At 69.8% G+C, this 23046-nt stretch carries 22 protein-coding genes; 7 read left to right on the forward strand and 15 right to left on the reverse strand.

What is annotated here, in order from left to right:
* Positions 1-430 (forward strand): hypothetical protein (locus tag EJK15_RS71485; RefSeq protein ID WP_171074945.1); only part of this gene is annotated, 430 nt, incomplete at its 5' end.
* A 238-nt stretch (positions 431-668) separates the two neighbouring features.
* Here EJK15_RS71485 and EJK15_RS47765 read toward each other — a convergent pair.
* The 3 genes from EJK15_RS47765 to EJK15_RS47775 all read right to left on the reverse strand — a co-directional run bounded on the left by EJK15_RS47765 (position 669) and on the right by EJK15_RS47775 (position 2461).
* The gene (locus EJK15_RS47765) at positions 669-1211 is read right to left on the reverse strand and encodes a carbonic anhydrase (protein ID WP_138717103.1); all 543 of its coding nucleotides are present in this window, start codon (positions 1209-1211) and stop codon (positions 669-671) included.
* Positions 1212-1296: 85 nt separating this feature from the next.
* Positions 1297-2142: an ATP phosphoribosyltransferase gene (gene hisG / locus EJK15_RS47770; RefSeq protein WP_138717104.1), complete on the reverse strand. Its 846-nt coding sequence runs from the start codon at positions 2140-2142 to the stop codon at positions 1297-1299.
* Positions 2143-2197: 55 nt separating this feature from the next.
* Entirely contained in the window at positions 2198-2461 is a 264-nt protein-coding gene (locus EJK15_RS47775; protein ID WP_020547470.1) for a phosphoribosyl-ATP diphosphatase, read from the reverse strand.
* 248 nt (positions 2462-2709) lie between these two features.
* Between EJK15_RS47775 and EJK15_RS47780 the strand changes: the two genes are divergently transcribed.
* The 4 genes from EJK15_RS47780 (at position 2710) to EJK15_RS47795 (ending at position 7120) form a co-directional block, all read left to right on the forward strand.
* Complete coding sequence (locus EJK15_RS47780; protein ID WP_138717105.1) at positions 2710-3750, forward strand: LacI family DNA-binding transcriptional regulator; 1041 nt, start codon at positions 2710-2712, stop codon at positions 3748-3750.
* 208 nt (positions 3751-3958) lie between these two features.
* On the forward strand, positions 3959-5206 hold the full coding sequence (locus EJK15_RS47785; protein WP_171074946.1) for an extracellular solute-binding protein: 1248 nt from the start codon (positions 3959-3961) through the stop codon (positions 5204-5206).
* A 52-nt stretch (positions 5207-5258) separates the two neighbouring features.
* Positions 5259-6167: a carbohydrate ABC transporter permease gene (locus tag EJK15_RS47790; RefSeq protein ID WP_138717107.1), complete on the forward strand. Its 909-nt coding sequence runs from the start codon at positions 5259-5261 to the stop codon at positions 6165-6167.
* Positions 6167-7120: a carbohydrate ABC transporter permease gene (locus EJK15_RS47795; protein ID WP_138717108.1), complete on the forward strand. Its 954-nt coding sequence runs from the start codon at positions 6167-6169 to the stop codon at positions 7118-7120. Before EJK15_RS47790 ends, EJK15_RS47795 begins: the two co-directional genes overlap by 1 nt.
* A gap of 75 nt (positions 7121-7195) precedes the next feature.
* Here EJK15_RS47795 and EJK15_RS47800 read toward each other — a convergent pair whose 3' ends face one another.
* From EJK15_RS47800 to EJK15_RS47850, 11 genes are all read right to left on the reverse strand, one after another.
* Positions 7196-9691, reverse strand: a complete 2496-nt coding sequence (locus EJK15_RS47800) for a glycoside hydrolase family 2 protein (protein ID WP_138717109.1) — start codon at positions 9689-9691, stop codon at positions 7196-7198.
* Between the two features lie 199 nt (positions 9692-9890).
* Positions 9891-11732 (reverse strand): DEAD/DEAH box helicase, encoded by a 1842-nt coding sequence (locus tag EJK15_RS47805; RefSeq protein WP_240777679.1) that lies wholly within the window; start codon positions 11730-11732, stop codon positions 9891-9893.
* Between the two features lie 304 nt (positions 11733-12036).
* Positions 12037-12336 carry a metal-sulfur cluster assembly factor gene (locus tag EJK15_RS47810; RefSeq protein WP_240777680.1) on the reverse strand — a complete coding sequence of 100 codons (300 nt, stop codon included), beginning with the start codon at positions 12334-12336 and terminating at the stop codon, positions 12037-12039.
* 56 nt (positions 12337-12392) lie between these two features.
* Positions 12393-12830, reverse strand: coding sequence for a Fe-S cluster assembly sulfur transfer protein SufU (gene sufU / locus EJK15_RS47815; RefSeq protein WP_138717111.1), 438 nt, complete (start codon positions 12828-12830; stop codon positions 12393-12395).
* Positions 12831-12832: 2 nt separating this feature from the next.
* On the reverse strand, positions 12833-14089 hold the full coding sequence (locus EJK15_RS47820) for a cysteine desulfurase (protein WP_138717112.1): 1257 nt from the start codon (positions 14087-14089) through the stop codon (positions 12833-12835).
* Positions 14086-14832, reverse strand: coding sequence for a Fe-S cluster assembly ATPase SufC (gene sufC / locus EJK15_RS47825; protein ID WP_138717113.1), 747 nt, complete (start codon positions 14830-14832; stop codon positions 14086-14088). Before sufC ends, EJK15_RS47820 begins: the two co-directional genes overlap by 4 nt.
* Positions 14833-14837: 5 nt before the next feature.
* Positions 14838-15155: a non-heme iron oxygenase ferredoxin subunit gene (locus EJK15_RS47830; protein WP_138717114.1), complete on the reverse strand. Its 318-nt coding sequence runs from the start codon at positions 15153-15155 to the stop codon at positions 14838-14840.
* Positions 15156-15239: 84 nt separating this feature from the next.
* On the reverse strand, positions 15240-16364 hold the full coding sequence (sufD, locus tag EJK15_RS47835; RefSeq protein ID WP_138717115.1) for a Fe-S cluster assembly protein SufD: 1125 nt from the start codon (positions 16362-16364) through the stop codon (positions 15240-15242).
* A complete protein-coding gene (gene sufB, locus EJK15_RS47840; protein WP_138717116.1) occupies positions 16364-17776 on the reverse strand; it encodes a Fe-S cluster assembly protein SufB in 1413 nt (470 codons plus the stop codon). The genes sufD and sufB overlap by 1 nt, the downstream gene beginning before the upstream one ends.
* Positions 17773-18471, reverse strand: coding sequence for a helix-turn-helix transcriptional regulator (locus EJK15_RS47845; protein ID WP_138717117.1), 699 nt, complete (start codon positions 18469-18471; stop codon positions 17773-17775). Before EJK15_RS47845 ends, sufB begins: the two co-directional genes overlap by 4 nt.
* 91 nt (positions 18472-18562) lie before the next feature.
* Complete coding sequence (locus tag EJK15_RS47850; RefSeq protein ID WP_138717118.1) at positions 18563-19789, reverse strand: multidrug effflux MFS transporter; 1227 nt, start codon at positions 19787-19789, stop codon at positions 18563-18565.
* Between the two features lie 240 nt (positions 19790-20029).
* Between EJK15_RS47850 and EJK15_RS47855 the strand changes: the two genes are divergently transcribed.
* Positions 20030-20938 carry an ABC transporter ATP-binding protein gene (locus tag EJK15_RS47855; RefSeq protein ID WP_138717119.1) on the forward strand — a complete coding sequence of 303 codons (909 nt, stop codon included), beginning with the start codon at positions 20030-20032 and terminating at the stop codon, positions 20936-20938.
* Positions 20939-20978: 40 nt separating this feature from the next.
* Positions 20979-21776 carry an ABC transporter permease gene (locus tag EJK15_RS47860; RefSeq protein WP_138717120.1) on the forward strand — a complete coding sequence of 266 codons (798 nt, stop codon included), beginning with the start codon at positions 20979-20981 and terminating at the stop codon, positions 21774-21776.
* Positions 21777-21779: 3 nt separating this feature from the next.
* Here the strand turns inward: EJK15_RS47860 and EJK15_RS47865 are convergent, their stop codons facing one another.
* Positions 21780-22991, reverse strand: coding sequence for an MFS transporter (locus tag EJK15_RS47865; RefSeq protein ID WP_138717121.1), 1212 nt, complete (start codon positions 22989-22991; stop codon positions 21780-21782).
* Between the last annotated feature and the right edge of the window lie 55 nt (positions 22992-23046).

Raw genomic sequence — 23046 nt, forward strand, 5'->3', positions numbered from 1 at the left:
TATACGAGCAAGCCCCGCCCCCGCCCTCGCCGCCGGCTACACGCCGGAGAGCGCCTGCGCCAAGGACTCCGGGCGTGGCGGCTGGACGCACGTGAAGGACAACAGGAGGACCCTCAAGAACGGGAAGTCCACCTGGGGCCACGTCTGGCTGATGTGGAACCGCCGCCTCCAGAAGAACTGCGTCGTAGTGATCAAGACGGCGTACGCCGGGACGCCGACGTACACGCAGGCGATTCTCTACGTGGGGAAGAAGGGCGGCGGCGCCTACCGGGACCCGGGCACGCTGACCGCGAAGAAGTACCGCTTCTACGCCGCCGCCATCGGTTACGGCAAGGGTGATTGCGTGGACTTCGAGGGCCACACCACGGACACTCGCAGGGACTTCGGGATCGCCTCGGCCAGGCGTAACAAGTTCATGAACTGCGGCTGACACGACCTTCGTGTCTCCCGGGTCCAGCCGTCCACCAGGCGGCCCAGCCCGGGCGTCCCCGCTCGTCAGACCGCGCGCTTGGGAATCGCGTCGTCTGGCCGTCTCAATGGCGGCCATCGCATGATGATCGCCGCTACACCGTGATCTGCTGTGCGGGACGCCTGCGACCATCCCGGCAACGCCAGGGCGGGGGATTCCGGGCGGTCAGTGTGATCCTTCCGAGTTCCGCTGACATTTGTCAGGTCACACGGCTCACCAGGCCCGTGTCGAGGCTGTAGTACGCACCGAGCACGGTGGCGGTGCCGTACAGGAGGGGGTCGGCTCGCAGGCGGGCGACGGTGCGCAGGATGTGGGCGCGGACCATGGGCTCGACCTGGCCGTCGGAGCTGGTGTAGGCGGGTTCGAGCGCGGCGACGAGGTGGGGCAGCTCGCCGGGCAGCGTCTCCCGCCGCCGTAACGCCCGGGCGGCCGCGGTCACCGCGCCGCAGCGCTGGTGGCCCAACACCACCACGAGCGGGGCGCGCAGGTCCTGCGGGCCGTACTGGACGGCCGCGGTGACCAGCGAGTCGAGCGTGTGCGCCGCCGTGCGGACGACCAGCAGGTCGCCGATCCCGGTGTCGAACACCACCTCCGGCGGCACCCGCGAGTCGATGCACGACAGCACCACCGCCTGCGGCGACTGGCTCGCCGCCACCTGTCTCCTGCGTTCGGGGTCCTGGCGGGGGCGGCGGGACGTGCCCGCCGCCCAGCGCCGGTTGCCCTGCTCGAGTCTGGCCCACATCTGCCTGGCGGTACCACGCCAGGCGACCGTTTCGTCACGCACGGCTGCCATATGCCCGCCGTGCGGCTGGCCTAGCGGGCAGATGTCACAGGCGGCAGGCGTAGATGTCGGTGACCAGGATGGCTCTTGCGCCGATGTCCCACAGCTGGTCCATCACCTGCTGGTGGCCCTTGCGCCGGACCATGGCGCGGACGGCGACCCAGCCCTCGCGGTGCAGCGGCGAGACCGTGGGGCCCTCCATGCCGGGCGTGAGCGCGATGGCCTCCTCGATGCGCTCGGCACGGATGTCGTAGTCCATCATGACGAAGTCGCGGGCGTGCACGACGCCCTGGAAGCGGCGTACGAGCTGGTCGAGGCCGGGCGTGTCGGGCGCGCTCTGCCGCTTGATCAGCACGGCCTCCGAGCGCATGATCGGGTCGCCGAACACCTCCAGGCCGACGTTGCGCAGCGTGGTGCCGGTCTCCACGACGTCGGCGACGGCGTCGGCCACGCCGAGCCTGATGGCGGTCTCTACGGCGCCGTCCAGCTTGATCACGCGGGCGTCCACGCCCTCGTCGGACAGGTATTTCTCCAGCAGGCCCGCGTAGGAGGTGGCGATGCGCCGGCCGGTCAGGTCCTTGACCGACGTCATCGTGCCCGCCACGGCGGCCAGGCGGAAGGTGGAGCCGCCGAAGCCGAGCGGCATGATCTCCTCGACCGGCGCGCCGGAGTCGATCAGCATGTCGCGGCCGGTGATGCCGACGTCGAGAGTGCCCTCCCCGACGTAGACGGCGATGTCGCGGGGGCGCAGGAAGAACAGCTCGCAGCCGTTCTCCTCGTCGACGACGACCAGCTCCTTGCTGTCCCTGCGGGATCGGTAGCCGGCCTCTTTGAGTATGTGCTGGGCGGCCTCGCTGAGCGCCCCTTTGTTGGGCACTGCCAGTCGCAGCATGTCAGGTCCTCGATTTCTCTCGCTTCTCCAGGGGCGGCGGCGGGCGCTTCGCGCCCTAAAGATGCTTGTAGACCTGGTCGAGGCCGATGCCCTTGGCGATCATGAGGACTTGCACGTGGTAGAGGAGCTGCGAGATCTCCTCGGCGGCCCTGTCGTCTGACTCGTGCTCGGCGGCCATCCAGCTCTCGGCGGCCTCCTCGACGACCTTCTTGCCGATGGCATGGACGCCGGCGTCGAGGGCGGCCACGGTGCCCGAGCCCGCGGGCCGGGTCCTGGCCTTCTCTGACAGCTCGGCGAACAGCTCTTCGAAGGTCTTCATGATCACTCTCGTCGGTCGGCTGACGTGCTAGATAAGCCTAGTCTGCGCGAGAGGGTGACGCCGCCTCGCGTCCGCCACGCGAGACGGCGCCGTGCCTGATTTCAGCCCAGCGCTTTCTTGGCCCTCGCGACCTTCTCCATGGTGTGCGCGGACTCGCCGCCCTCGTGCCCGTTGTGCCCCTCGTCAGAGGGGCGCGGTCGGTGCCAATATCGCTGATACGGTTCAGTGAAAGTTTCAGGGAGGCACGGGTGAAGAGGCCGACGATCGCCGACATCGCCAGGCGGGCCGGCGTGTCCAAAGGAGCCGTCTCCTACGCGCTGAACGGCCAGCCCGGCGTCTCCGAGGGGACCAGGGCCCGCATCCAGGCGATCGCCCAGGAGCTCGGCTGGCGGCCCAACCTGGCCGCGCGCTCGCTCAGCGGCGCCAGGGCCGACGCCATCGGCCTGGTCCTGTGCCGCCCCGCGCGCTTCCTCGGCGTGGAGCCGTTCTTCATGGAGCTGATCAGCGGCATCGAGGGCGAGCTGGCGGCCAGCTCGTGCGCGCTGATGCTGCAGGTGGTGCCCGACCACGAGGCCGAGATCGCGGTCTACCGGCGCTGGTGGGGCGAGGGCAGGGTGGACGGCGCGATCCTGGTCGACCTGCACGCCGACGACCCCCGGGTGCCGGTGGTCGAGCGGCTCGGCATGCCGGCGGTGGTGATCGGGCACCCGTCGGGCGCCGGCTCGCTGCCCGCGGTGTGGTCGGACGAGGTGGCCGTGATGCGCGAGTTGATCGAGTATCTCGCTGCGCTCGGCCACCGGCGCATCGCCAGGGTGGCCGGGCTGCCGGCGCTGCTCCACACCAGGATCAGGGACGAGGCGTTCTCGGAGATCTGCGCGGACGCGAATATGGCCGAGCATCCGATCGCCCACACCGACTACACCGGCGAGCAGGGCGCCAGGGCGACCAGGCGGCTGCTCAGCTCCCGCCCCAGGCCCACCGCGATCGTCTACGACAACGACATCATGGCGGTGGCGGGGCTGTCGGTCGCCCAGGAGATGCGCCTGGACGTCCCCGCCGAGCTGTCGATCGTGGGCTGGGACGACTCGCCGCTCTCCCAGGTGGTGCGGCCGTCTCTCACGGCCGTGACCCGGGACATCCCCGCCAACGGCGCGCATGCCGCCCAGACCCTGCTCCGGCTGGTCGGAGGCGGGGAGGCGGGGAGCCAGGAGGACCCGCCGGCGCGCCTGCTGCCCCGTGGCAGCACCGCTCCGGCAGGCCGTGACCGAACCGTTTCACGGGCCACATAGCCACAGGTCGCGGGCCCCGTAGAAGGGGAAACATTTTGGCAACCTCGCGGCCGGGCTATTGTAACTTACCCGCTTAAGTGATGAGATCCCTAAACCATGTATTGGGCGCCGGTCGTGGGATGCGCTCGCACATCCGCACGCCCTGCCAAAAGGGGAGTCCGGCGCTCATCCGACCGACAGATCGGATATCCCCCCAATGCGACGAACGATGGCAGCGTGTAGCACGGTCCTGCTGGCGGTTCTGAGCGCGGCCTGCGCCACGAGCGGCCAGACGGAGACCAAGCAGGCAGACCGGAACGCCCCCGCGACCCTGTCCTTCTGGTCCACGGGTGGAGACGACGAGACCGCGATCTTCCAGAAGGCGGCCGACCTCTACAAGCAGCAGCACCCGAACGTGACGATCAAGGTGCAGACCCTGTCGTGGGACGACGCCTACGCCAAGCTCCTGGCGGCGGCCACCAGCCGCAGCGGACCCGACATCATCTCCGGCGGCATGACCTGGACCATCCAGTTCGGCACTCGGGGCGCCATGGTGGACCTGCGCAAGCACGGCCTGGAGTCGCTCAAGGCGCAGGCGCTGCCCGCGCAGTGGGAGTCGGCCATCTCCCCCGACGGCTCGGTGTACGGCGTGCCGCTGGACATGTCGACCCTCGCCCTCTACTACCGCACCGACCTGCTGGAGAAGGCCAAGATCGACGCCCCGCCCAAGACGTGGGAGGAGCTGACCTCGACCATCGAGAAGCTCAAGGCGGCCGGGATCAAGAAGCCCTACAGCCAGGACTGGGGCAACCTCGACTGGATCGGCTACTTCAACTACCTCTACCAGGCGGGCGGCTCCTTCTACACCGCCGACTGCAAGCCCTCGCTCAACACCCCGCAGGCCGAGCAGGCGCTGACGTACTGGGCGGACCTCTACCGCAAGCACGGCGCGCCCACCGCCACCGTGGAGGGCGCCGACGCCCTGGACACCGGCACCGCGATAGTGGTGGCGGGCAACTGGATCGCCAAGGGCATCGACATCAACAAGCCGAAGCTGAAGGGCAAGTGGGCGATGACCACGCTGCCCGCTGGCCCCGCGGGTCCGACCACGTTCATCGGCGGCCGGGCGATCGGCGTGACGGCCTTCAGCAAGTACGCCCAGACGGGCGCGGACTTCGTCAAGTTCATGTACAGCGACGAGGCCATCACCGCGATCGCGGACGAGGCCAAGAAGCGGAACCTGCCCTACATCTCGCCGCGTCCCGACAAGGTGGTGAACGCCTCGACGTTCACGCCCGAGCAGGCTCAGGTGTTCGAGGCGTCGATCAAGACGGGCAAGGCCGCGCCGGGCTGCCCGGGCTGGGACGAGAGCGCCTCGGACGTGGCCAAGCAACTCCAGTCGGTCATCCTGGGCAAGGCGGACGTCAAGACAGCGCTGGCCGAGGCCGCCAAGGTCATGGAGCGCAACGCCGGATAGCCGCCCGCCGGGACCGGCGTGGCCGGTCCCGGCCCCGATCCAGGAGTCTGACATGGCGACCCCCGTCCCCCTGCGCGGCAGGCTGCGCCGCTACGGCACCTCGTACGCGATGCTGCTGCCGTTCCTCGCGCTGTTCGCTGCGTTCCTGATCTGGCCGCTGGCCAATTCGCTCTACCTGAGCTTCACCACGTTCGACGGGATCAATCCCGCCGCGTTCACCGGTGTGGACAACTTCCTGCGGCTGGCAGAGGACGCCAGGTTCCGGCACGCGCTGGGCAACACGGCCCTGTACGTGGTGGCGGCCGTCGTGGTCGGCACGCTGCTGTCACTGGGGCTTGCGCTGGCGTTCAACGGCACCAGCTGGCCGCACCGGATCATGCGCACCCTGTTCTTCCTGCCCTCGGTGACCTCCTCCATCGCGCTCATGCTGATGTGGAAGTGGGTCCTGTTCCCCAGCGACGTCGGCCTGGCCAACACGATCGTGGGCTGGTTCGGCGGCAACGCCGTCGCCTGGCTGGCCACGCCGGGGCTCACGATCCCCATCCTGGTGCTGATGTCGGTGTGGGGCGGCATGGGCTACGGCATGGTGCTGTACGTCGCCGGGCTCGGCTCGATCCCCGAGGAGTACTACGAGGCGGCCAGGATCGACGGCGCCTCGACCTGGCAGCAGTTCCGCCGCATCACGCTTCCGCTGCTGCGCCCGGTGACCACGTACGTGGTGGTGACCGGGCTGATCGGCGCCTTCCAGGTGTTCGAGGCGGTCTACATCGTCTTCCGCGGCACCAACAACGTCGGCGGCGTGCTCGACTCGGGCCTGATGATCGTTCCCTACCTCTACGACCAGGGATTCACCCACTTCAAGCTGGGCTACGCCTCCGCAATCGCCTGGGTGCTGTTCCTGATCATCTTCGTGCTCAGCCTCGTCAACCTGCGCCTGGGCCGCGCGATGAAGGAGCTGTGATGGCCGTCGCCCCGATGGACACGATCGCCCCGGTACCGCGGTCCCAGCACAGAACCCAGGCGGGCGGCGGGCGTTCCCGGATCAACGGGCATCTGCTGCGCCTGCCGTTCTACCTGCTGTCGCTGACGATGATCGCGCCGTTCTACTGGCTGATCATCACGGTGTTCAAGCCGCCGGCCGAGCTGGCCAGGACGCCGCCGTCGTTCGTGCCGCAGTCTCCGACCTTCGACAACTTCTACGATCCGGACTGGTCCGCCGAGCGGATCAACCCCGGCCACCTGCAGGGCATCTTCCAGCGTTTCCAGGTGGACTTCGGGTTCTGGCGGTTCCTGTTCAACAGCCTCTTCATCACCACCACCATCACCGTCGCGTCGCTGCTGATCTGCTCACTGGCCGCCTACGTGATCGCCAAGCACGACATCAAGGGCCGCCGGACGATCTTCCTGATGATCATCGCCTCGATGATGGTGCCCTGGCAGACCACGCTGATCCCGAACTACGTCATCATGCGGAACCTGGGCTGGCTGGACAGCTACGCGGCCTACATCGTCCCGGCGCTGGCCAAGGCGTTCGTGCTGTTCTTCCTGGTGCAGTTCCTGCAGTCGCTGCCGAACGAGCTGATCCAGGCCGCCAGAGTGGACGGCGCCGGGGAGTGGCGGATCTGGTGGAAGATCGTGCTGCCGCTGCTGCGGCCCGCGCTCGCCGCGATGTCGATCTTCATCGTGCTCGCGGAGTGGAACAACTTCCTCTGGCCGCTCATCATCGTGCAGAGCGACCAGATGGCGAACCTGCCCGTCGCGCTGGCCAGGCTCAACTCCTACTTCGGCGGGCCCGACCACCAAGGCGCGATCATGGCGGGCGGGCTGCTCGCGTCGGTTCCGACGATCGTCTTCTTCCTGATCTTCCAGAAGTACTTCACCAGAGGCATCGCGCTCAGCGGCCTCAAGGGGTGACCCGGTGCGTCCCGGTGCCGGCCCTCGTAGGCGCCGGGGTAGACCGGGTCGACTGCAGGTTGAACCCGTAACGCCTCATCTCACCACCACATCGTTGACGCAGCGCAGCACCGGCGCGCGGACCAGGGCCCGCTCGTCCAGGCCGGCCGTACTGATCAGGAACTCGGCCCGCTCGCCCGGCAGCAGCGTGACGAGCTGGTCGCCGACCTGTGCGGCCGGGTCCAGCCGGTCGGGAAAGACGGCCAGGTCGCGCAGGAGCGTACGGGCGATGATCGTCAGCCGGAGCCCGTCCGGCGTGGGCTCGGTCGCCGCGTCGTAGCGCGGCTCGGGCAGGCGCAGGTCACGGTCGGGCGCGAAGAACCACAGCGCCCGCCCCACCGGCGTCTCCCCTGCGGCGGGCAGGTCACCGGCTCCGGCCGCGCCGCCCTCCAGCGCGGCCGGCAGGCCACCGCTCCCCACCGCGGCGTCACCCGGCTCGGCCGCCGGGCCGGCGATCTCGACAGCGATCAGCTCGCGCGCCGGGTCCTCCGGCTCCGCGACGGACCCGGCCAGCGACAGGGTGACGGCCGCTCGCGGCGGCACGTCCAGCGCGAGGCCCTGCGCCGCGAGCGTGGTGCCGCCGAAGTCGTGCCGTACGGCCCGCACCGACGCCCGCCACGGCCGTCCGGTGTCGTTGACGGCGACCAGCGCCAGCCCGCCGTCGTGCGGCTGCACGGTCAGCAGCCGGTCGGCGTAGGCCCTGCGCAGCGCGTGGAACAGCGGCTTCTTCCGGCCGTCCCCGTCCACGGCCGACCACGAGGTGACCGGCCAGCAGTCGTTGAGCTGCCACACCACGCTGCCCGCGCAGTGCGGCCAGAGCGCCCTGAAGTGCTCCACCCCGAGCTGGATGGCACGCGCCTGGTTGACCTGGGTGAGGTAGTGCCAGTCGTCGAAGGTCTCGGGCACGGGGAAGTGCGGCTTGAGCCCGGCGGCCAGCTTGAGGTTGCCGTCGATCGCCTTCTGGTGGTGCACCATGCCGCGGGAGCCGGGTAGCAGCGGCTCGTCGCTGATCGCCCTGCGGATGGTGGCGTAGGCGGCCGGGCCCTGGAAGCCGAACTCGGCGGCCATGCGGGGCCGGTGGTCGCGGTAGGCGGCGTAGTCGCGCCGGTTCCACACGTCCCAAATGTGCATGGTGCCGTGGCCCGGGTCGTTGGGCGGCAGGTCCATGGAGCCCGAGTAGGGGCTGCCTGGCCAGTACGGGCGGGTAGGGTCCAGCTCGGCCACGATGCGCGGCAGCGTCTCCAGGTAGAAGCGGCCTCCCCAGGTGCGTCCCTGGAGCGACTGCTGCCAGCCCCAGTCGGCGTAGCCCTCGATGTTCTCGTTGTTGCCGCACCACAGGACCAGGCTCGGGTGGGAGCTCAGCCTGGCGACCTGCTCGCGCGCCTCCGCCTCCACCTCGGCCCCGATCGGGTCCTCCTCGGGGTAGGCGGCGCAGGCGAACGGGAAGTCCTGCCAGACCAGCAGCCCGAGCCGGTCGCACAGGTCGTAGAAGTCCTCGCTCTCGTACAGGCCGCCGCCCCACACCCGGATCAGGTTGACGCCCGCCTCGCATGCCTGGGCGAGCCTGGCGGCGTAGCGGTCGCGGCCCACCCTGGTGGGGAAGCAGTCGTCGGGGATCCAGTTCACGCCTTTGACGAATACGTCGACGCCGTTGACGGCCAGAGTGAACGCGCCGCCCTCGGTGCGCAGCCGCACCTCGCGGAGCCCGATGTCCCGGCGCCACACGTCGTCGCCGGCCGTCACCTCGAGCTCGTAGAGCGCCTGCTCGCCGTACCCTCTCGGCCACCACAGCTCCGGGCCGGGCACCTCAAGCGTGATCACGGCCTCGCTCCGGCCCTCGGGGATCACGACGCGCCCGGAAACGCCCTTGATCATCGCGGTCACCTCGGCGGCGCCCGCCTTCTCCACCTGGACGTGGACGTCCACCCTGGCCGTCCCGTCCCCGAGAGTGACCAGCGGCCGTACCCCGGCGATCCTGGCCCCGCTCCAGGCATGCAGCCCGATCGGCCGCCAGATCCCCGACGTGACCAGCGTCGGTCCCCAGTCCCAGCCGAAGTTGCAGGCCATCTTCCTGATGAACTGGTACGGCTCCGCGTACGACCCGGGCCGCTCCCCGAGTTCCTCCCGGAGCCTGTCGGTGTATTCGTACGGCGAGCTGAACGTGATCCTTAACCGGTTCTTCCCCTCGCGCAGCACGTCTCCGACGTCGAAGCGGTACGACCGGTGCATGTTGGCCGTCTCGCCGACCCGGCTGCCGTTCAGCTCGATCAGCGCCACGGTGTCGAGCCCTTCGCAGACCAGGTCGGTCCGCTCGTGCCCGGCCGGGGACCAGTCGAAAACGGTCTCGTACCGCCAGGCGGTGCGGCCGATCCAGGCGAGGGAGTCCTCGTTGTCGTCCAGGTAGGGGTCGGGGATGAGGCCGGCGGCGAGCAGGTCGGTGTGCACGCAACCGGGCACCGCGGCGGGCGTGCCCACGTCGCCGTCCACCGTCCGGAGGGTCCATGACTCATGCAAGGCGCGCTGAAAGCCCATTAGACAGCTCTCCGGAAATCGATGGGGACAACAGGCAACATGTCAGCACCTATTTCCGCTAAATGTCAACGCTCTCCGCTCAGATCGCTGAACCGATTCATATCCGTTTCACCCCGTAAACGCGACTGCCCGCCGCACCTCCTTGCGGAAGGTGTGGCGGGCAGGTTGACCTCAGCCCGGCGGCCGGCCGGGCTCAGGGTCAGCGCTCGAAGCGGCCTCCGGAGGAGGAGTTACGGCGGAAGCCGCCGTTGCCGCGGTCATCCGTACGGCCGCCGCCGGGGCGGTAGCCGTCGCGCGGCGCGCGATCGTCGGAGCGGACCGGGCGGTCACGGTCGGCCGCCGCGAACGGGCGGCCACGGTCGGAGCCGTAGCGAGCGCGGTCGTCGGAGCGGACCCCGCCCCGATCGTCGGACCGGAAACCGCCGCCACCCTGGCCGCGGTCGTCCTGGCGGACCGGGCGGTCATCGGAGCGGTAGCCGCCGCGCGGCCCCCCGTCGCGGCGACGGTCGTCGAGGTCCCGGCGCGGACGCCGGTCGTCGCTCGAGCCGAGCGGACGGTCGCCGCCCTCGTGGCGACGGGGCCGGCGGTCCTCACCGGTAGCGGTAGCAGTAGCAGTAGCGCCGGCACCCGTACCGAACGACCGCTCAGCGTCGTCGTGACGGCGCGGACGACGGTCACCGTCGAAGTCCCGGCGCGGACGCCGGCCGCGACGCTCCGAACCTCCGTGGCCGCCTTCGCGGCGGGTCCGCAGCGGCTTACGGACGTCCGGCTCCCACACGGGGACGGCCTCGCCGCTGGGCGTACGGGCGCCCGTCACCTCGGCGAGGCGCGGGTGACCGGGAGTGGCCTTCAGGCGGAACGGGTGGATCCCGGCGCGCTTGGTGAGCGCGTCGGTCGAGCGGCGCTCGTTGGGCAGCACCAGCGTGACGACGGTGCCCTTCTCGCCGGCGCGAGCCGTGCGGCCGCCCCGGTGCAGGTAGCTCTTGTGGTCCTGGGGCGGGTCCACGTGCAGCACCAGGCTGATGTTGTCGACGTGGATGCCGCGCGCCGCGACGTCGGTGCAGACCAGCACGTTGACGGAGCCCTCGCGGAACTCGGCGAGGATCCGGGTGCGCTGGTTCTGGCGCTTGCCGCCGTGCAGGCCGCCGGACTTCACGCCGACCCTGGCCAGCTGCTTGCACAGCCGGTCCACGCCATGCTGGGTCTTGACGAAGATGATCGTCCGGCCCTCGCGGTTGGCGATCTCGGCGGTGACGTCGAACTTGTCGTCGCGCGTGACCTGGATCACGTGGTGCTCCATGGTGTCGACCGGCGAGGTCGCGGGCGCCACGGAGTGGGTGATCGGGTTTCTGAGGAAGCGCCTCACCAGCTTGTCGACGTCGCCGTCGAGCGTGGCGGAGAACAACAGCCGCTGCCCGTCGGCCGGGGTCTGCGCGAGCAGGTCGGTGACGACGGGGAAGAAGCCGAGGTCGCACATGTGGTCGGCCTCGTCGAGAACGCTCGTCTCGATGTCGGACAGGGAGCACTCGCCCTGCCGGATCAGGTCGCCGAGGCGGCCCGGGGTGGCGATGAGGACGTCGACGCCACGGCGCAGGGCCTCGATCTGCTTGCCCATGGACATGCCGCCGACGACGACCTTCATGCGCAGCCCGAGGCCGCGGCCGAGGGGCTCGAGGGCGTCGTGCACCTGGAGCGCGAGCTCACGGGTCGGCACGAGGATCATGGCGCGCGGGCGGCCCGGGGCCGGCCTCGTGCCGGCGATGCGGGCCATCATGGGCAGGCCGAAGGCGAGCGTCTTGCCGGAGCCGGTCTGGCCGCGGCCGAGCACGTCGTTGCCTGCGAGCACGTCGGGGATCGTCGCGCTCTGGATGGGGAACGGACTGTCGATGCCCTGCTTGGCCAGGCCGCTGATGAGCGGCTTGGGCAGACCGAGCAGCTCGAACTCGGACGGACCCGGCTCGGCGGGGGTGCCGCCGAGTGCGTCGGGGCCGAGCGAGTCCGGAGCGGTCTCGTCGAACGAGGGCATGACAGCGTCAAGCATGGTCACGAAAGTCGTGCCTTTCCATCGAAGTGGCACGTCACTTCTGCGAAAGGACGAGCCAGGAGGTACAGCGCGTGGCCGTACGGGGGTTCAGGGCACCCGCCGTAGGGGCGAGTCAGATAAGGGGGATACACCTGGGCACCGGCCGCAGGCGGCGCGAGACGCGCAATGAGGCGTCAGGTGTACCTGGTGCCAACGCCGAGATGTTATCGGAAATTCCCCGGATGGGCCCGGACCTTCCGGGAACCCTCTATGGCACACCGAAACGGCTGACGCTTTACGCCAGCCGTAACAGCAGAAAAGATCAGACGTTAAATCCTAGCATACGGAGCTGTTCGCGCCCCTCATCGGTGATCTTGTCCGGGCCCCACGGCGGCAGCCAGACCCAGTTGATCTTCACGTCGGAGACCATGCCGTCCAGCGCGGAGTGGGCCTGGTCCTCGATGACGTCGGTCAGCGGGCAGGCCGCGCTGGTCAGCGTCATGTCGATGGTGGCCACGGGGCGGCCGCCGTCGGACGGGTCGAGGTTGAGCCCGTAGATGAGGCCCAGGTCGACGACGTTGATGCCGAGCTCGGGGTCGACGACGTCCTTGAGCGCCTCCATGACCTCTTCGACGGAGGTCTCACCGTCGAAATCGGTCGGAGTTTCCACTGGCTTGCTCACTGAGCACTCCTCACAACAGCATCCTTATAGGCCATCCAGGAAAGCAACGCGCATTTAACGCGCGCCGGGAACTTGGCCACGCCCGAGAACGCGACCGCGTCGCCGAGCACTTCCTCGTCGGCCTCTATCTGTCCCCTGCCCTGCATGAGCCTGGTGAACTCGTCGACCACGGCGAGCGTCTCCTCCACCGTCGAGCCGGTGGTCAGCTCGTGCAGCACGGAGGCGGCGGCCTGGCTGATCGAACAGCCCTGTCCGTCGTAGGAGACGTCCAGGATCTTGCCGGCGTCGCCCACCTTGACCCTGAGCGTGATCTCGTCGCCGCACGTGGGGTTCACGTGGTGAACCTCAGTGTCGTACGGCTCGCGAAGCCCCCGCCCCTGCGGGTGCTTATAGTGTTCCAGGATCAGCTCCTGGTACATCGACTCGCCGATCATGGCTATGCGAACACCTTCTGAACGTGATGCAGGCCGCGCACCAGGGCATCGATTTCGCCCGTGGTGTTGTACAGGTAGAACGACGCCCGCGTGGTCGCGGGTATTCCGAACCGCAGGTGCAGCGGGCGCGCGCAGTGGTGCCCGACGCGTACGGCGACGCCGAACTGGTCGTCCAGGATCTGCCCGACGTCGTGCGGGTGGATGCCCTCCAGCGTGAACGACACCGTGCCGCCGCGCTGCTCCAGCGTCTCCGGGCCGATGAGGCGCAGGGTGGGCACCTCGCGCAGGGCGTCCAGCGCGTAGGCCGTCAGGGTGCGCTCGTGCGCCTCGATGGCCTCCATGCCGATCCCGGTGAGGTAGTCCACGGCCGCGCCGAGCCCGATGGCCTCGACGATCGGCGGCGTGCCCGCCTCGAACTTGTGCGGAATCGGCGCGTACGTCGAGTGGTCCATCCAGACCGCCTCGATCATCTCGCCGCCGCCCAGGAACGGGGGCATCGCGTCGAGCAGCTCGGCTCGGCCCCAGAGCACGCCGATGCCGGAGGGGCCGACCATCTTGTGGCCGGTGAAGGCCACGAAGTCGGCGCCCAGCTCGGCGACGTTCACCGGGTGGTGCGGCACGGACTGCGACGCGTCCAGCATGATGAGCGCGCCGACCTCGTGTGCCCGCCTGGCCACCTCGGCGACCGGGTTGACGGTGCCGAGGACGTTGGACTGGTGGGCGATCGAGACGATCTTCGTCCGCTCGGTGATCACGTCGGGCGAGTAGTCGAGCCGCCCGTCGTCGGTGACGCCGAACCACTTCAGCGTCGCGCCGGTGCGCTGCACGAGCAGCTGCCACGGCACGATGTTGGAGTGGTGCTCCATCTCGGAGATGACGATCTCGTCACCCGGGCCGAGCGTGAAGCGCGGATCGGTGTTCGAGGGGTTGCCGAACGCGTACGCGACCAGGTTGAGCGCCTCGGAGGCGTTCTTCGTGAAGATCACCTCGTCGCGCGACGAGGCACCGATGAACGCCGCGATCTTGTCGCGGGCGCCTTCGTACGCCTCGGTCGACTCCGCGCCTAGCACGTGCATGGCCCGTCCGACGTTGCTGTAGTGCAGCGCCAGGTGGTCGCGCATGGTGTCGATGACCTGGTTGGGCTTCTGTGAGGAGTTGCCCGAGTCGAGATAGACGAGCGGGCGCCCGTCGGGCAGCTCGCGGGAGAAGACCGGGAATTCCTTCCTGATCTTCTCCACGTCCAAGCTGGTGTACGTCATGCAGATGCCTTCGTGTACTGCTCGTAGCCCTCGGCCTCGAGCTTGTCGGCCAACTCCGGGCCACCCTCCTCGACGATCCGGCCGCCCGCGAAGACGTGCACGAAGTCCGGCTTCACGTAGCGCAGGATGCGGGTGTAGTGCGTGATCAGCAGCACGCCGGTCTCGCCGGAGGAGCGGAAGCGGTTGATGCCCTCCGACACCACGCGCAGCGCGTCCACGTCGAGGCCGGAGTCGGTCTCGTCGAGCACCGCGATCTTCGGCTTGAGCAGCTCCATCTGGAGGATCTCGTGGCGCTTCTTCTCGCCGCCGGAGAAACCCTCGTTCAGGTTGCGCTGGGCGAAGGCCGGGTCGATGGACAGCGCGTCCATGCCGCCCTTGAGGTCTTTGGCGAACTGGCGCAGCTTGGGCGCCTCGCCGCGGACGGAGGTCACGGCCGAGCGCAGGAAGTTCGACACCGACACGCCGGGGACCTCGACCGGGTACTGCATGGCCAGGAACAGGCCCGCGCGGGCCCGCTCGTCGACCGACATCTCCAGCAGGTCCACGCCGTCGAGCAGCACCTGCCCGCCGGTGATCGTGTATTTGGGGTGGCCGGCGATCGCGTAGGCGAGCGTCGACTTGCCCGAGCCGTTGGGGCCCATGATGGCGTGCGTCTGGCCCGCCTTCACGGTCAGGTTGACGCCGCGCAGGATCTCTTTGTCCTCGACGGCGACGTGCAGGTCGCGGATCTCAAGGGTGGACATGTTGGTTATGACTCCTTCGAGAGCGAGACGAGGACGTCATCGCCGTCGATCTTGACTGTGTAGACGTTCACGGGCTTGGTCGCGGGCGGTCCTGTGGGCTTGCCCGAGCGGATGTCGAAGCACGAGCCGTGCAGCCAGCACTCCAGCGTGCCGTCGTAGACTTCGCCCTCGCTGAGCTTCACCTCTGCGTGGGAGCAGACGTCGTGCAGCGCGTAGACGTCGTCCCCCTTGCGGACGAGCGCGACCGGGGTCTCGTCCACCTCGACACCGAGCACTCCCCCATCGGGAATGTCGGCGACCTTGCACACCTTCTCGTAGCTCATGAGTCGTTCACCACTCCTCATTCGCTACGCGGGCCGCTCCTTCGTCGCGGACCGCTTCGCTCACTGCGTCGGGTTCTCTCCTGCTCATCGCGCGAGCTCCGCCTCCACCGCCGTCAGCACGCGCTCGCGGATCTCGTCGATCTGGATCTTCTCGATGAGCTGGCCGAGGAAGCCCCTGATGACCAGGCGGCGGGCCTCGTCGTAGGGGATGCCGCGGGCCTGCAGGTAGAAGATGTGCTCGTCGTCGAGGCGGCCGGAGGCGGAGGCGTGCCCCGCGCCCGCGACCTCGCCGGTGAGGATCTCCAGGTTGGGCACCGAGTCGGCGCGGGCGCCGTCGGTGAGGATGAGGTTGCGGTTGAGCTCGTAGGTGTCGGTGCCCTCGGCCTCGACCCTGATGATCACATCGCCGATCCAGACGGTGTGCGCCTCCTGCCCCTGCAGCGCGCCGCGGTAGTCGACGTTGCTCTTGCAGTTGGGCTGCGAGTGGTCGACCAGCAGGCGGTGCTCCAGGTGCTGCCCGGCGTCGGCGAAGTAGACGCCCGACATGTCGGCGTCGCCGCCGGGGCCGGTGTAGGAGACACTGGGCGACAGGCGTACGAGGTCGCCGCCGAGCGTCACCGCGAAGCTGCGGAACGTCGCGTCCTTGGCCAGCTGTGCGTGGTGGTGCGAGACGTGGACCGCGCCGTCATCCCAGTCCTGCAGGCTGACGACCCTGAGCGTGGCGCCGTCGCCGACGACGAACTCCACGTTGTCGGCGTAGATCGCGCGGCCCTGGTGCTCGATGATCACCACGGCCTCGGCGAGCGGCTCGACCTTGACCACGACGTGGCCGTAGGTCGCGCCGTCGAGGCCGCCGCCCCGCACCTCGATGCGGATCGGCTCGTCCGGCACGACCTCCTTGGGCACGGTGACGACCAGCGCCTTCTCGAAGGAGTTGTACGCCTGCGCGCTCACCCGGTCGGCCGGCACGTACGCCGCGCCGATGCGCGGGTCGCCGCGCCCGACCCACTCGGCGCTCACGCCGGCCGGGGTGTAGGCGTGCGTGATCGCCTGGCCGGTTACCTCCGCCTTGCCGGTGTGCAGGCCCTTCAGACGCGACAGCGGCGTGAAGCGCCACGCCTCCTCGCGCCCGGTCGGGACCTCGAAGTCGCCCAGGTCGTAGGACGCCTTCTCGTGCAAAGTCGACAAGGGCTTCTCGTTCAGGCCCATCAGCCGACGGCTCCTTCCATCTGCAGCTCGATCAGCCGGTTCAGCTCGAGCGCGTATTCCATGGGCAGCTCACGCGCGATCGGCTCCACGAAGCCGCGCACGATCATCGCCATCGCCTCGTCCTCGCCGAGCCCGCGGCTCATGAGGTAGAACAGCTGGTCCTCGCTGACCTTGGAGACCGTGGCCTCGTGGCCCATCCGGACGTCGTCCTCGCGGACGTCGACGTACGGGTAGGTGTCGGAGCGGCTGATCTGGTCGACCAGGAGCGCATCGCACTTGACGGTGCTGGCGCTGCCGTGGGCGCCCTCCTCGATCTGCACCAGACCGCGGTAGGAGGTGCGGCCGCCGCCGCGCGCCACCGACTTGGAGATGACGCTGGAGCTGGTGTTCGGCGCCAGGTGCACCATCTTGGAGCCGGCGTCCTGGTGCTGGCCCTCACCCGCGAACGCGACGCTCAGCGTCTCGCCCTTGGCGTACTCGCCCATCAGGTAGACGGCCGGGTACTTCATCGTGACCTTGGAGCCGATGTTGCCGTCGATCCACTCCATGGTCGCGCCCTCGTAGGCCACGGCGCGCTTGGTGACCAGGTTGTAGACGTTGTTCGACCAGTTCTGGATGGTCGTGTAACGGCAACGGGCGTTCTTCTTCACGATGATCTCGACAACGGCGCTGTGTAGCGAGTCGCTGGAGTAGATCGGCGCGGTGCAGCCCTCGACGTAGTGGACGTAGGAGTTCTCGTCCACGATGATCAGGGTCCGCTCGAACTGGCCCATGTTCTCGGTGTTGATCCGGAAGTAGGCCTGCAGCGGGATCTCGACCTCGATGTTCGGCGGCACGTAGATGAACGAGCCACCGGACCACACGGAGGTGTTGAGCGCGGCGAACTTGTTGTCGCCCACCGGGATGACGGTGCCGAAGTACTCCTTGAAGAGCTCTTCGTGCTCCTTCAGGCCCGTGTCGGTGTCGACGAAGATGACGCCCTTCTCCTCGAGGTCCTCACGGATCTTGTGGTAGACGACCTCGGACTCGTACTGGGCGGCGACACCGGCGATGAGGCGCTGCTTCTCCGCCTCGGGGATGCCGAGCTTGTCGTAGGTGTTCTTGATGTCGGCGGGCAGCTCGTCCCAGGAAGCGGCCTGCTTCTCGGTGGAGCGCACGAAGTATTTGATGTTGTCGAAGTCGATGCCGGTGAGGTCGGAGCCCCAGGTGGGCAGCGGCTTCTTGCCGAACAGGCGGAGCCCCTTCAGGCGAAGGTCGAGCATCCACTCCGGCTCGTTCTTGAGCGCGGAGATGTTGCGGACGACCTCGTCGGACAGGCCGCGCTTGGCCGCGGAACCGGCGGCATCCGAGTCGGACCAGCCGAACTTGTAATTCCCGAGGCCTTCCAGCTCCGGGCGGTCGGTGACAGTCACCTTCCGGTCTCCTTGCTCTTGTCTCTATGTGCGGATTCACCCAGCGTCTGTGGGCTCACGTGTGTCGTGCAGACCCCGTCGCCGTGCGCGATCGTGGCCAGGCGCTGCACCGGCGTGCCGAGCAGCTGCGCGAACGCCTCCGTCTCGGCCTCGCACAGCTGCGGGAACTCCGCCGCCGCGTGGGCCACCGGGCAGTGATGCTGGCAGAGCTGGTCGCCGCCCGACTTGGCCTTGCTGGCCGAGGCGGCGTATCCCTCCGCCGACAGCGCCTGCGCCAGCACATGTACGCGCTGGTCCGCCGGCACCGTCCGCATGACCGGCTCCAGCCGCTTGAGCAGGCTCGAGACCTGCGAGCGGGCGAAGTCGGCCACCGCTTCCTGTCCCATGTGCTCGGCCAGGTAGCGCAACGCGCTCCCGGCCAGGCCGTCATAGGCGTGCTCGAAAGCACTGCGCCCCGCGTCGGTGATGGCGAACAGCTTGGCCGGCCGCCCGCGCCCGCGCTGAGCGCGCGGACGCACCGTACGAGGCTCTATCATCCCATCTGCCAGCAGCGCGTCGAGGTGACGCCGCACGGCGGCGGGCGTGAGCCCGAGCCGCTCGCCCAGGGACGCGGCCGTGACGGGACCATGCTCAAGAATCAGCCGGGCGACGCGTGCACGCGTGCCGCGCTCGGTGCCAGGCTCGATCGTGGGCATGTTTTTCACAACATCAGTGTGCCGTAATTCCTTCCCGGTTCACAAATGAATCGGAGCAGGCCGGGAATGGAATTTGTCACGCAGGGTAGCCTTACCTAACCCATGGCCGGGCCAGTGCGGCGAACGTCAGACCGGAGCAGAGGATGAGCCCGAGCATGACACTCGCCATGGGCACGGCGGTGCCGGCCCCCACCATGCCGACCAGCGGGGCCGCGGCCGCGCCCAGCGCGAACTGCAGCACGCCGAGCAGGGCGGAGGCGCTGCCCGCCACCTGGGCGGGCTGCGAGCCCAGCGCCAGCGCGCCCGTGCCCGGCAGCACCAGGCCCTGGCCGCACATGATGACGAACAACCCCGCCACGATGCCCCACAGGCCGAGGCCGGCCAGCGCGGCGGTCAGCAGCAGCCCGGCTCCGGCCAGGCCGATGGCCAGCCCGGCGACGACCAGGCTGGCCGGCGGCACCCGGCCCGACAACCGGCCGCCGACCTGGGCCATGACGGTCAGGCCGAGCGCGTTGAGCCCGAAGATGAGCGAATACTGCTGTGGCGTGGCGCCGTACACCTCCTGCAGCACGAACGGCGAACCGGAGATGTAGCCGAACATCGCGGCGAAGGCCAGGCCGCCGGTGAGCGCGTACCCCATGAACGAGCGGTCGCGCAGAAGCTGCCAGAACGTGCGTACGGTGTGCCTGAGCCCGCCGCTCTCGCGCTGGTCCGCGGGCAGCGTCTCGCGTACGCCCGGCAGCACGGCCAGCAGCAGCACCAGGCCCGCGACGCTGAGCGCCACGAACACGCCCCGCCACGACGTGAACGCCAGCAGCTGCGCCCCGGCGATCGGCGCCAGGATCGGTGCCAGGCCGCTGACCAGCATCAGCGTGGCGAAGATGCGGGCGATGGCGGCGCCGTCGTACAGGTCGCGCACGACCGCGCGCACGATGACCAGGGCCGCACCGCCCAGGATGCCCTGGAGCAGGCGGAAGGCGATGAGCATGGGCACCGACGGCGCGAACGCGCACAGCAGCGAGGCCGCCATGAATCCGGCCACGCCCACGATCAGCGGCACCCTGCGGCCGCGCACGTCGCTGACCGGGCCGGCGATGATCTGGCCGACGGAGACGCCGATGAGGCAGGCGGTGAGGGTGAGCTGGACCTGGGCGGGCGTGCTGAACATCTCGGAGGTGATGGCGGGCAGCGCGGGGAGGTACATGTCGATGGAGAGAGGCCCGATCGCCGACAGCGCGCCCAGGATCACCAGCAGCAGTCCGCGGCGGCTCCCCCGGTCCGATATGACGACGGTGGACGTGGCCTGTGCCACGGACATGCGTGATCCCCTCTCCCTCGCAGACCTGTGGCCCACGAGGGCCGAGGGATCAAACCAGGATCCGGTCCTCCGAATTCCCGGTTATCAGATATCTCACGCGATTTCGTGCAATTGGATGATGGAGAACGACTCTCACTCGTGAGGGGTGCCTTCCGGGAAAGGCCCGGGTCAAGACCTTCCCTATCCGGTGATGCTCACCTGAGGCCCGGACCGCCTGGCGTAGTCCCTAAACTCATGCCCATGGAATCCCCAGCCGTCGAGATCGTCGACCTGGTCAAACGCTACGGCGGCAGCACCGCCCTCGACGGCCTGTCCCTCCGCGCCGAGCGCGGGGCGGTCACCGCGGTCCTCGGGCCCAACGGCGCGGGCAAGACGTCCACGGTGGAGATCTGCGAGGGCTTCCGCGCCGCCGACGCGGGCACGGTCAGGGTGCTCGGGCTGGCGCCCGAGCTGCCCGCGCTGCGGCCACGGGTGGGGGTCATGCTGCAGGCGGGCGGGGTGCCGCCGGCGATGCGATGCGGCGAGTGGCTGCGGCTGGTCTCCCGCTTCTACGTCCGCCCTCTCGACGCGCGGGCGCTGCTGGAGCGGCTGGGGCTTACGGATCACGTACGCACTCCGTACCGGCGGCTGTCGGGCGGGCAGCAGCAGCGGCTGTCGCTGGCCGCGGCCGTCATCGGGCGGCCCGAGCTGGTCTTCCTCGACGAGCCGACCGCCGGGCTCGACCCCCAGGCCAGGCACGCCTGCTGGGAGCTGGTGGGCGAGCTGCGGGGGGCCGGCGTGTCGGTGGTGCTGACCACGCACCACATGGACGAGGCCGAGCGGCTGGCCGACCACGTGGTGATCATCGACAGAGGGCGCGTGGTGGCCGAGGGCACGCCCGCGTCGCTGACCGGGGCGGAGCGGCAGCTCCGGTTCCGCGCCCGGCCGGGGCTGGGGCTGGAGGAGCTGCTCAACGCGCTGCCGGCGGGCAGCGCGGCCAAGGAGTCGCCCGCCGGGCACTACATCATCGAGGGCCTGGTGGGTCCCGAGCTGCTGGCCACGGTGACGGCCTGGTGCGCGGCCGAGGGCGTCATGGCCGACGACCTGCGCATCGAGCGGCGCACCCTCGAAGACGTCTTCCTCGAGCTGACCGGCAGGGAGCTGCGATGACCACGTCCTTCACCGACGTCCGCACCGGCGGGGAGCCGAGATGACCGCGCACGACCGGGCCCCCGGCGGGGCAGCCGCGCTGGACTTCACGCCCGCGCCGGGCGCGGCGCCGTTCCCTCGCATGGTGCTGGCGCAGGCGGGCGCGGAGATCCGCGCGATTCTGCGCAACGGCGAGCAGCTGCTGCTCACGCTGGTCATCCCGGTGCTGCTGCTGGTCGGCTTCTCGCTGGCGCCGCTGATCGACGTCGGCGGCGGCCGCCGGGTCGACTTCCTGGCGCCGGGCGTGCTGGCGCTGGCCGTCATGTCCACGGCCTTCACCGGGCAGGCCATCGCGACGGGCTTCGAGCGCCGCTACGGCGTGCTGAAGCGGCTGGGCGCGACGCCGCTGTCCAGGGCGGGGCTCATCCTGGCCAAGACGGCCGCCGTGGTGGCCGTGGAGATCATGCAGGCCGTGGTGATCGTGGCCGTGGGGCTGGCGCTGGGGTGGCGGCCGCAGGGGTCGTTCCTGGGCGCGGCGCTGCTGATCGTGCTGGGAACGGCGGCCTTCAGCGGGCTCGGGCTGCTCATGGCCGGCACGCTGCGCGCGGAGGCGACGCTGGCCGCGGCCAACCTCGTCTACCTGGTGCTGCTGGGTGCCGGCGGGGTGATCTTCCCGCTGTCGAAGTTCCCCGAGGGGGTGCGGCCGGTGCTGGAGGTGCTGCCCATCTCGGCTCTGACCGGCGGGCTGCGCTCGGTGCTCACCGAGGGCGCGGCGCTGCCGCTGGTCCCGCTGGCCGTGCTCGCCGCCTGGGCGGTGCTGTCGCTGGGGCTGGTCTCGCGCACGTTCCGCTGGGAGTGACGCTCACTCGGGCTGGGGCTGGGGGCGGGCCGCCTGGAGGGCGCCGTAGCGGCGGCGAGTGAGGGCTGCCACCACGGTCAGCGGGATCGCGGCGGCAGCGGCCAGGCCGAACAGCAGTGGATACCGGCCGTCCTCGGCCAGCGGCCCGGCCGCCCATGACGACACGGCGCTGCCCACGAACAGCGCGGAGGCGAAGAACGCGATCGTGGTCCCCCTGGCCTCCGGCACCACCGAGGTGGCCCAGTTCTGCAGCGAGGAGTGCAGGAACGACCAGCCGCCACCGAGCAGCAGCGCGGTGACCGCCACCGTCGCCATGCTCACGTGCACCGTCACGATCGCGAAGCCGGCGCACAGCTGCGTGCCGCCCACGCTCATCAGCACCGGCGCGGACCAGCGGCCCGACAGCCGCTTGACCACCTTCGACAGCGCCCACAGCCCCAGGCCGTAGGCGGTGATGCCCAGCCCGGCCACGGCCGCGGCGATCCCCGCGTGCTCCAGCGCGGTGGCCAGGAAGGGCATGACGCCGAGCATGATGGCGCCCTCGGTGAAGGCCAGCGCGAAGACGAGCACGGCCCAGCGCTGCCCGAGCACCATGCCCACGTACCGGCCCACCCCAGGCGCCGCGCCGGTCCGCATGCCGAGCCGGGGCGGCTCGGGCAGCGAGCGCAACATGAGCGCGCAGGCCAGGGCACAGGCCGCCGGTACGGTGAAGGCCACCCGCCAGTCCACCAGCCCGGCCAGGGCCCCTCCGAGGCCCGTGGCCACGGCCGTGCCGAGCGCGGCGGCGCCCATGAGGTCCGTGAGGGCGCGCTGCCGTACCGAGGGCTGGATCGTGTCGCCCACGTACGTCAGGCCCGTGGGGATCACCGCGCCGAAGCAGGCGCCCGCCACGACCCTGGCCACCACCAGCGCCCCCAGCACCGGCATCAGCGCCGAGACCAGCCCCGCCAGCCCCGCGGCGACCAGCGCGCCGCGCATCACGCGCACGCGGCCGAACCGGTCGGACAGCACTCCCCACAGCGGCTGGGTCAGCCCGTACGCCAGGTAGTAGCCGCTGGCGGCGGCGACCGACGCCGAGAGCGGGACGTTCAGGTCGGTGGCGATCACCACGAGCATGGGGCTCACGGCGAAGCGGTCGAAGCTGCTGACGAACGAGGCCACGGAGAGGCCCAGCGGCGGCTTGGCGAGGCTCACGGGGACGGTGGGGGCATCCATTTGCACCACCCTAAATCCGGCAATGTCCCCCACCACCAGTAGGCTCTAGCGGTCG

This window comes from Nonomuraea basaltis (assembly GCF_005893125.1).
Classification (GTDB): Bacteria; Actinomycetota; Actinomycetes; order Streptosporangiales; family Streptosporangiaceae; genus Nonomuraea; species Nonomuraea basaltis.

Coding starts and splice junctions, on each gene's coding strand:
- sufC (WP_138717113.1), bottom strand. CDS start 14,832: ATGTCCACCCTTGAGATCCGCGACCTGCACGTCGCCGTCGAGGACAAA.
- EJK15_RS47805 (WP_240777679.1), bottom strand. CDS start 11,732: ATGCTTGACGCTGTCATGCCCTCGTTCGACGAGACCGCTCCGGACTCG.
- EJK15_RS47790 (WP_138717107.1), top strand. CDS start 5,259: ATGGCGACCCCCGTCCCCCTGCGCGGCAGGCTGCGCCGCTACGGCACC.
- EJK15_RS47865 (WP_138717121.1), bottom strand. CDS start 22,991: ATGGATGCCCCCACCGTCCCCGTGAGCCTCGCCAAGCCGCCGCTGGGC.
- EJK15_RS47845 (WP_138717117.1), bottom strand. CDS start 18,471: ATGCCCACGATCGAGCCTGGCACCGAGCGCGGCACGCGTGCACGCGTC.
- EJK15_RS47810 (WP_240777680.1), bottom strand. CDS start 12,336: ATGGAGGCGCTCAAGGACGTCGTCGACCCCGAGCTCGGCATCAACGTC.
- EJK15_RS47795 (WP_138717108.1), top strand. CDS start 6,167: ATGGCCGTCGCCCCGATGGACACGATCGCCCCGGTACCGCGGTCCCAG.
- hisG (WP_138717104.1), bottom strand. CDS start 2,142: ATGCTGCGACTGGCAGTGCCCAACAAAGGGGCGCTCAGCGAGGCCGCC.
- sufD (WP_138717115.1), bottom strand. CDS start 16,364: ATGGGCCTGAACGAGAAGCCCTTGTCGACTTTGCACGAGAAGGCGTCC.
- EJK15_RS47830 (WP_138717114.1), bottom strand. CDS start 15,155: ATGAGCTACGAGAAGGTGTGCAAGGTCGCCGACATTCCCGATGGGGGA.
- EJK15_RS47800 (WP_138717109.1), bottom strand. CDS start 9,691: ATGGGCTTTCAGCGCGCCTTGCATGAGTCATGGACCCTCCGGACGGTG.
- EJK15_RS47775 (WP_020547470.1), bottom strand. CDS start 2,461: ATGAAGACCTTCGAAGAGCTGTTCGCCGAGCTGTCAGAGAAGGCCAGG.
- EJK15_RS47785 (WP_171074946.1), top strand. CDS start 3,959: ATGGCAGCGTGTAGCACGGTCCTGCTGGCGGTTCTGAGCGCGGCCTGC.
- EJK15_RS47850 (WP_138717118.1), bottom strand. CDS start 19,789: ATGTCCGTGGCACAGGCCACGTCCACCGTCGTCATATCGGACCGGGGG.
- EJK15_RS47820 (WP_138717112.1), bottom strand. CDS start 14,089: ATGACGTACACCAGCTTGGACGTGGAGAAGATCAGGAAGGAATTCCCG.
- EJK15_RS47860 (WP_138717120.1), top strand. CDS start 20,979: ATGACCGCGCACGACCGGGCCCCCGGCGGGGCAGCCGCGCTGGACTTC.
- sufU (WP_138717111.1), bottom strand. CDS start 12,830: ATGATCGGCGAGTCGATGTACCAGGAGCTGATCCTGGAACACTATAAG.
- EJK15_RS47765 (WP_138717103.1), bottom strand. CDS start 1,211: ATGTGGGCCAGACTCGAGCAGGGCAACCGGCGCTGGGCGGCGGGCACG.
- EJK15_RS47855 (WP_138717119.1), top strand. CDS start 20,030: ATGGAATCCCCAGCCGTCGAGATCGTCGACCTGGTCAAACGCTACGGC.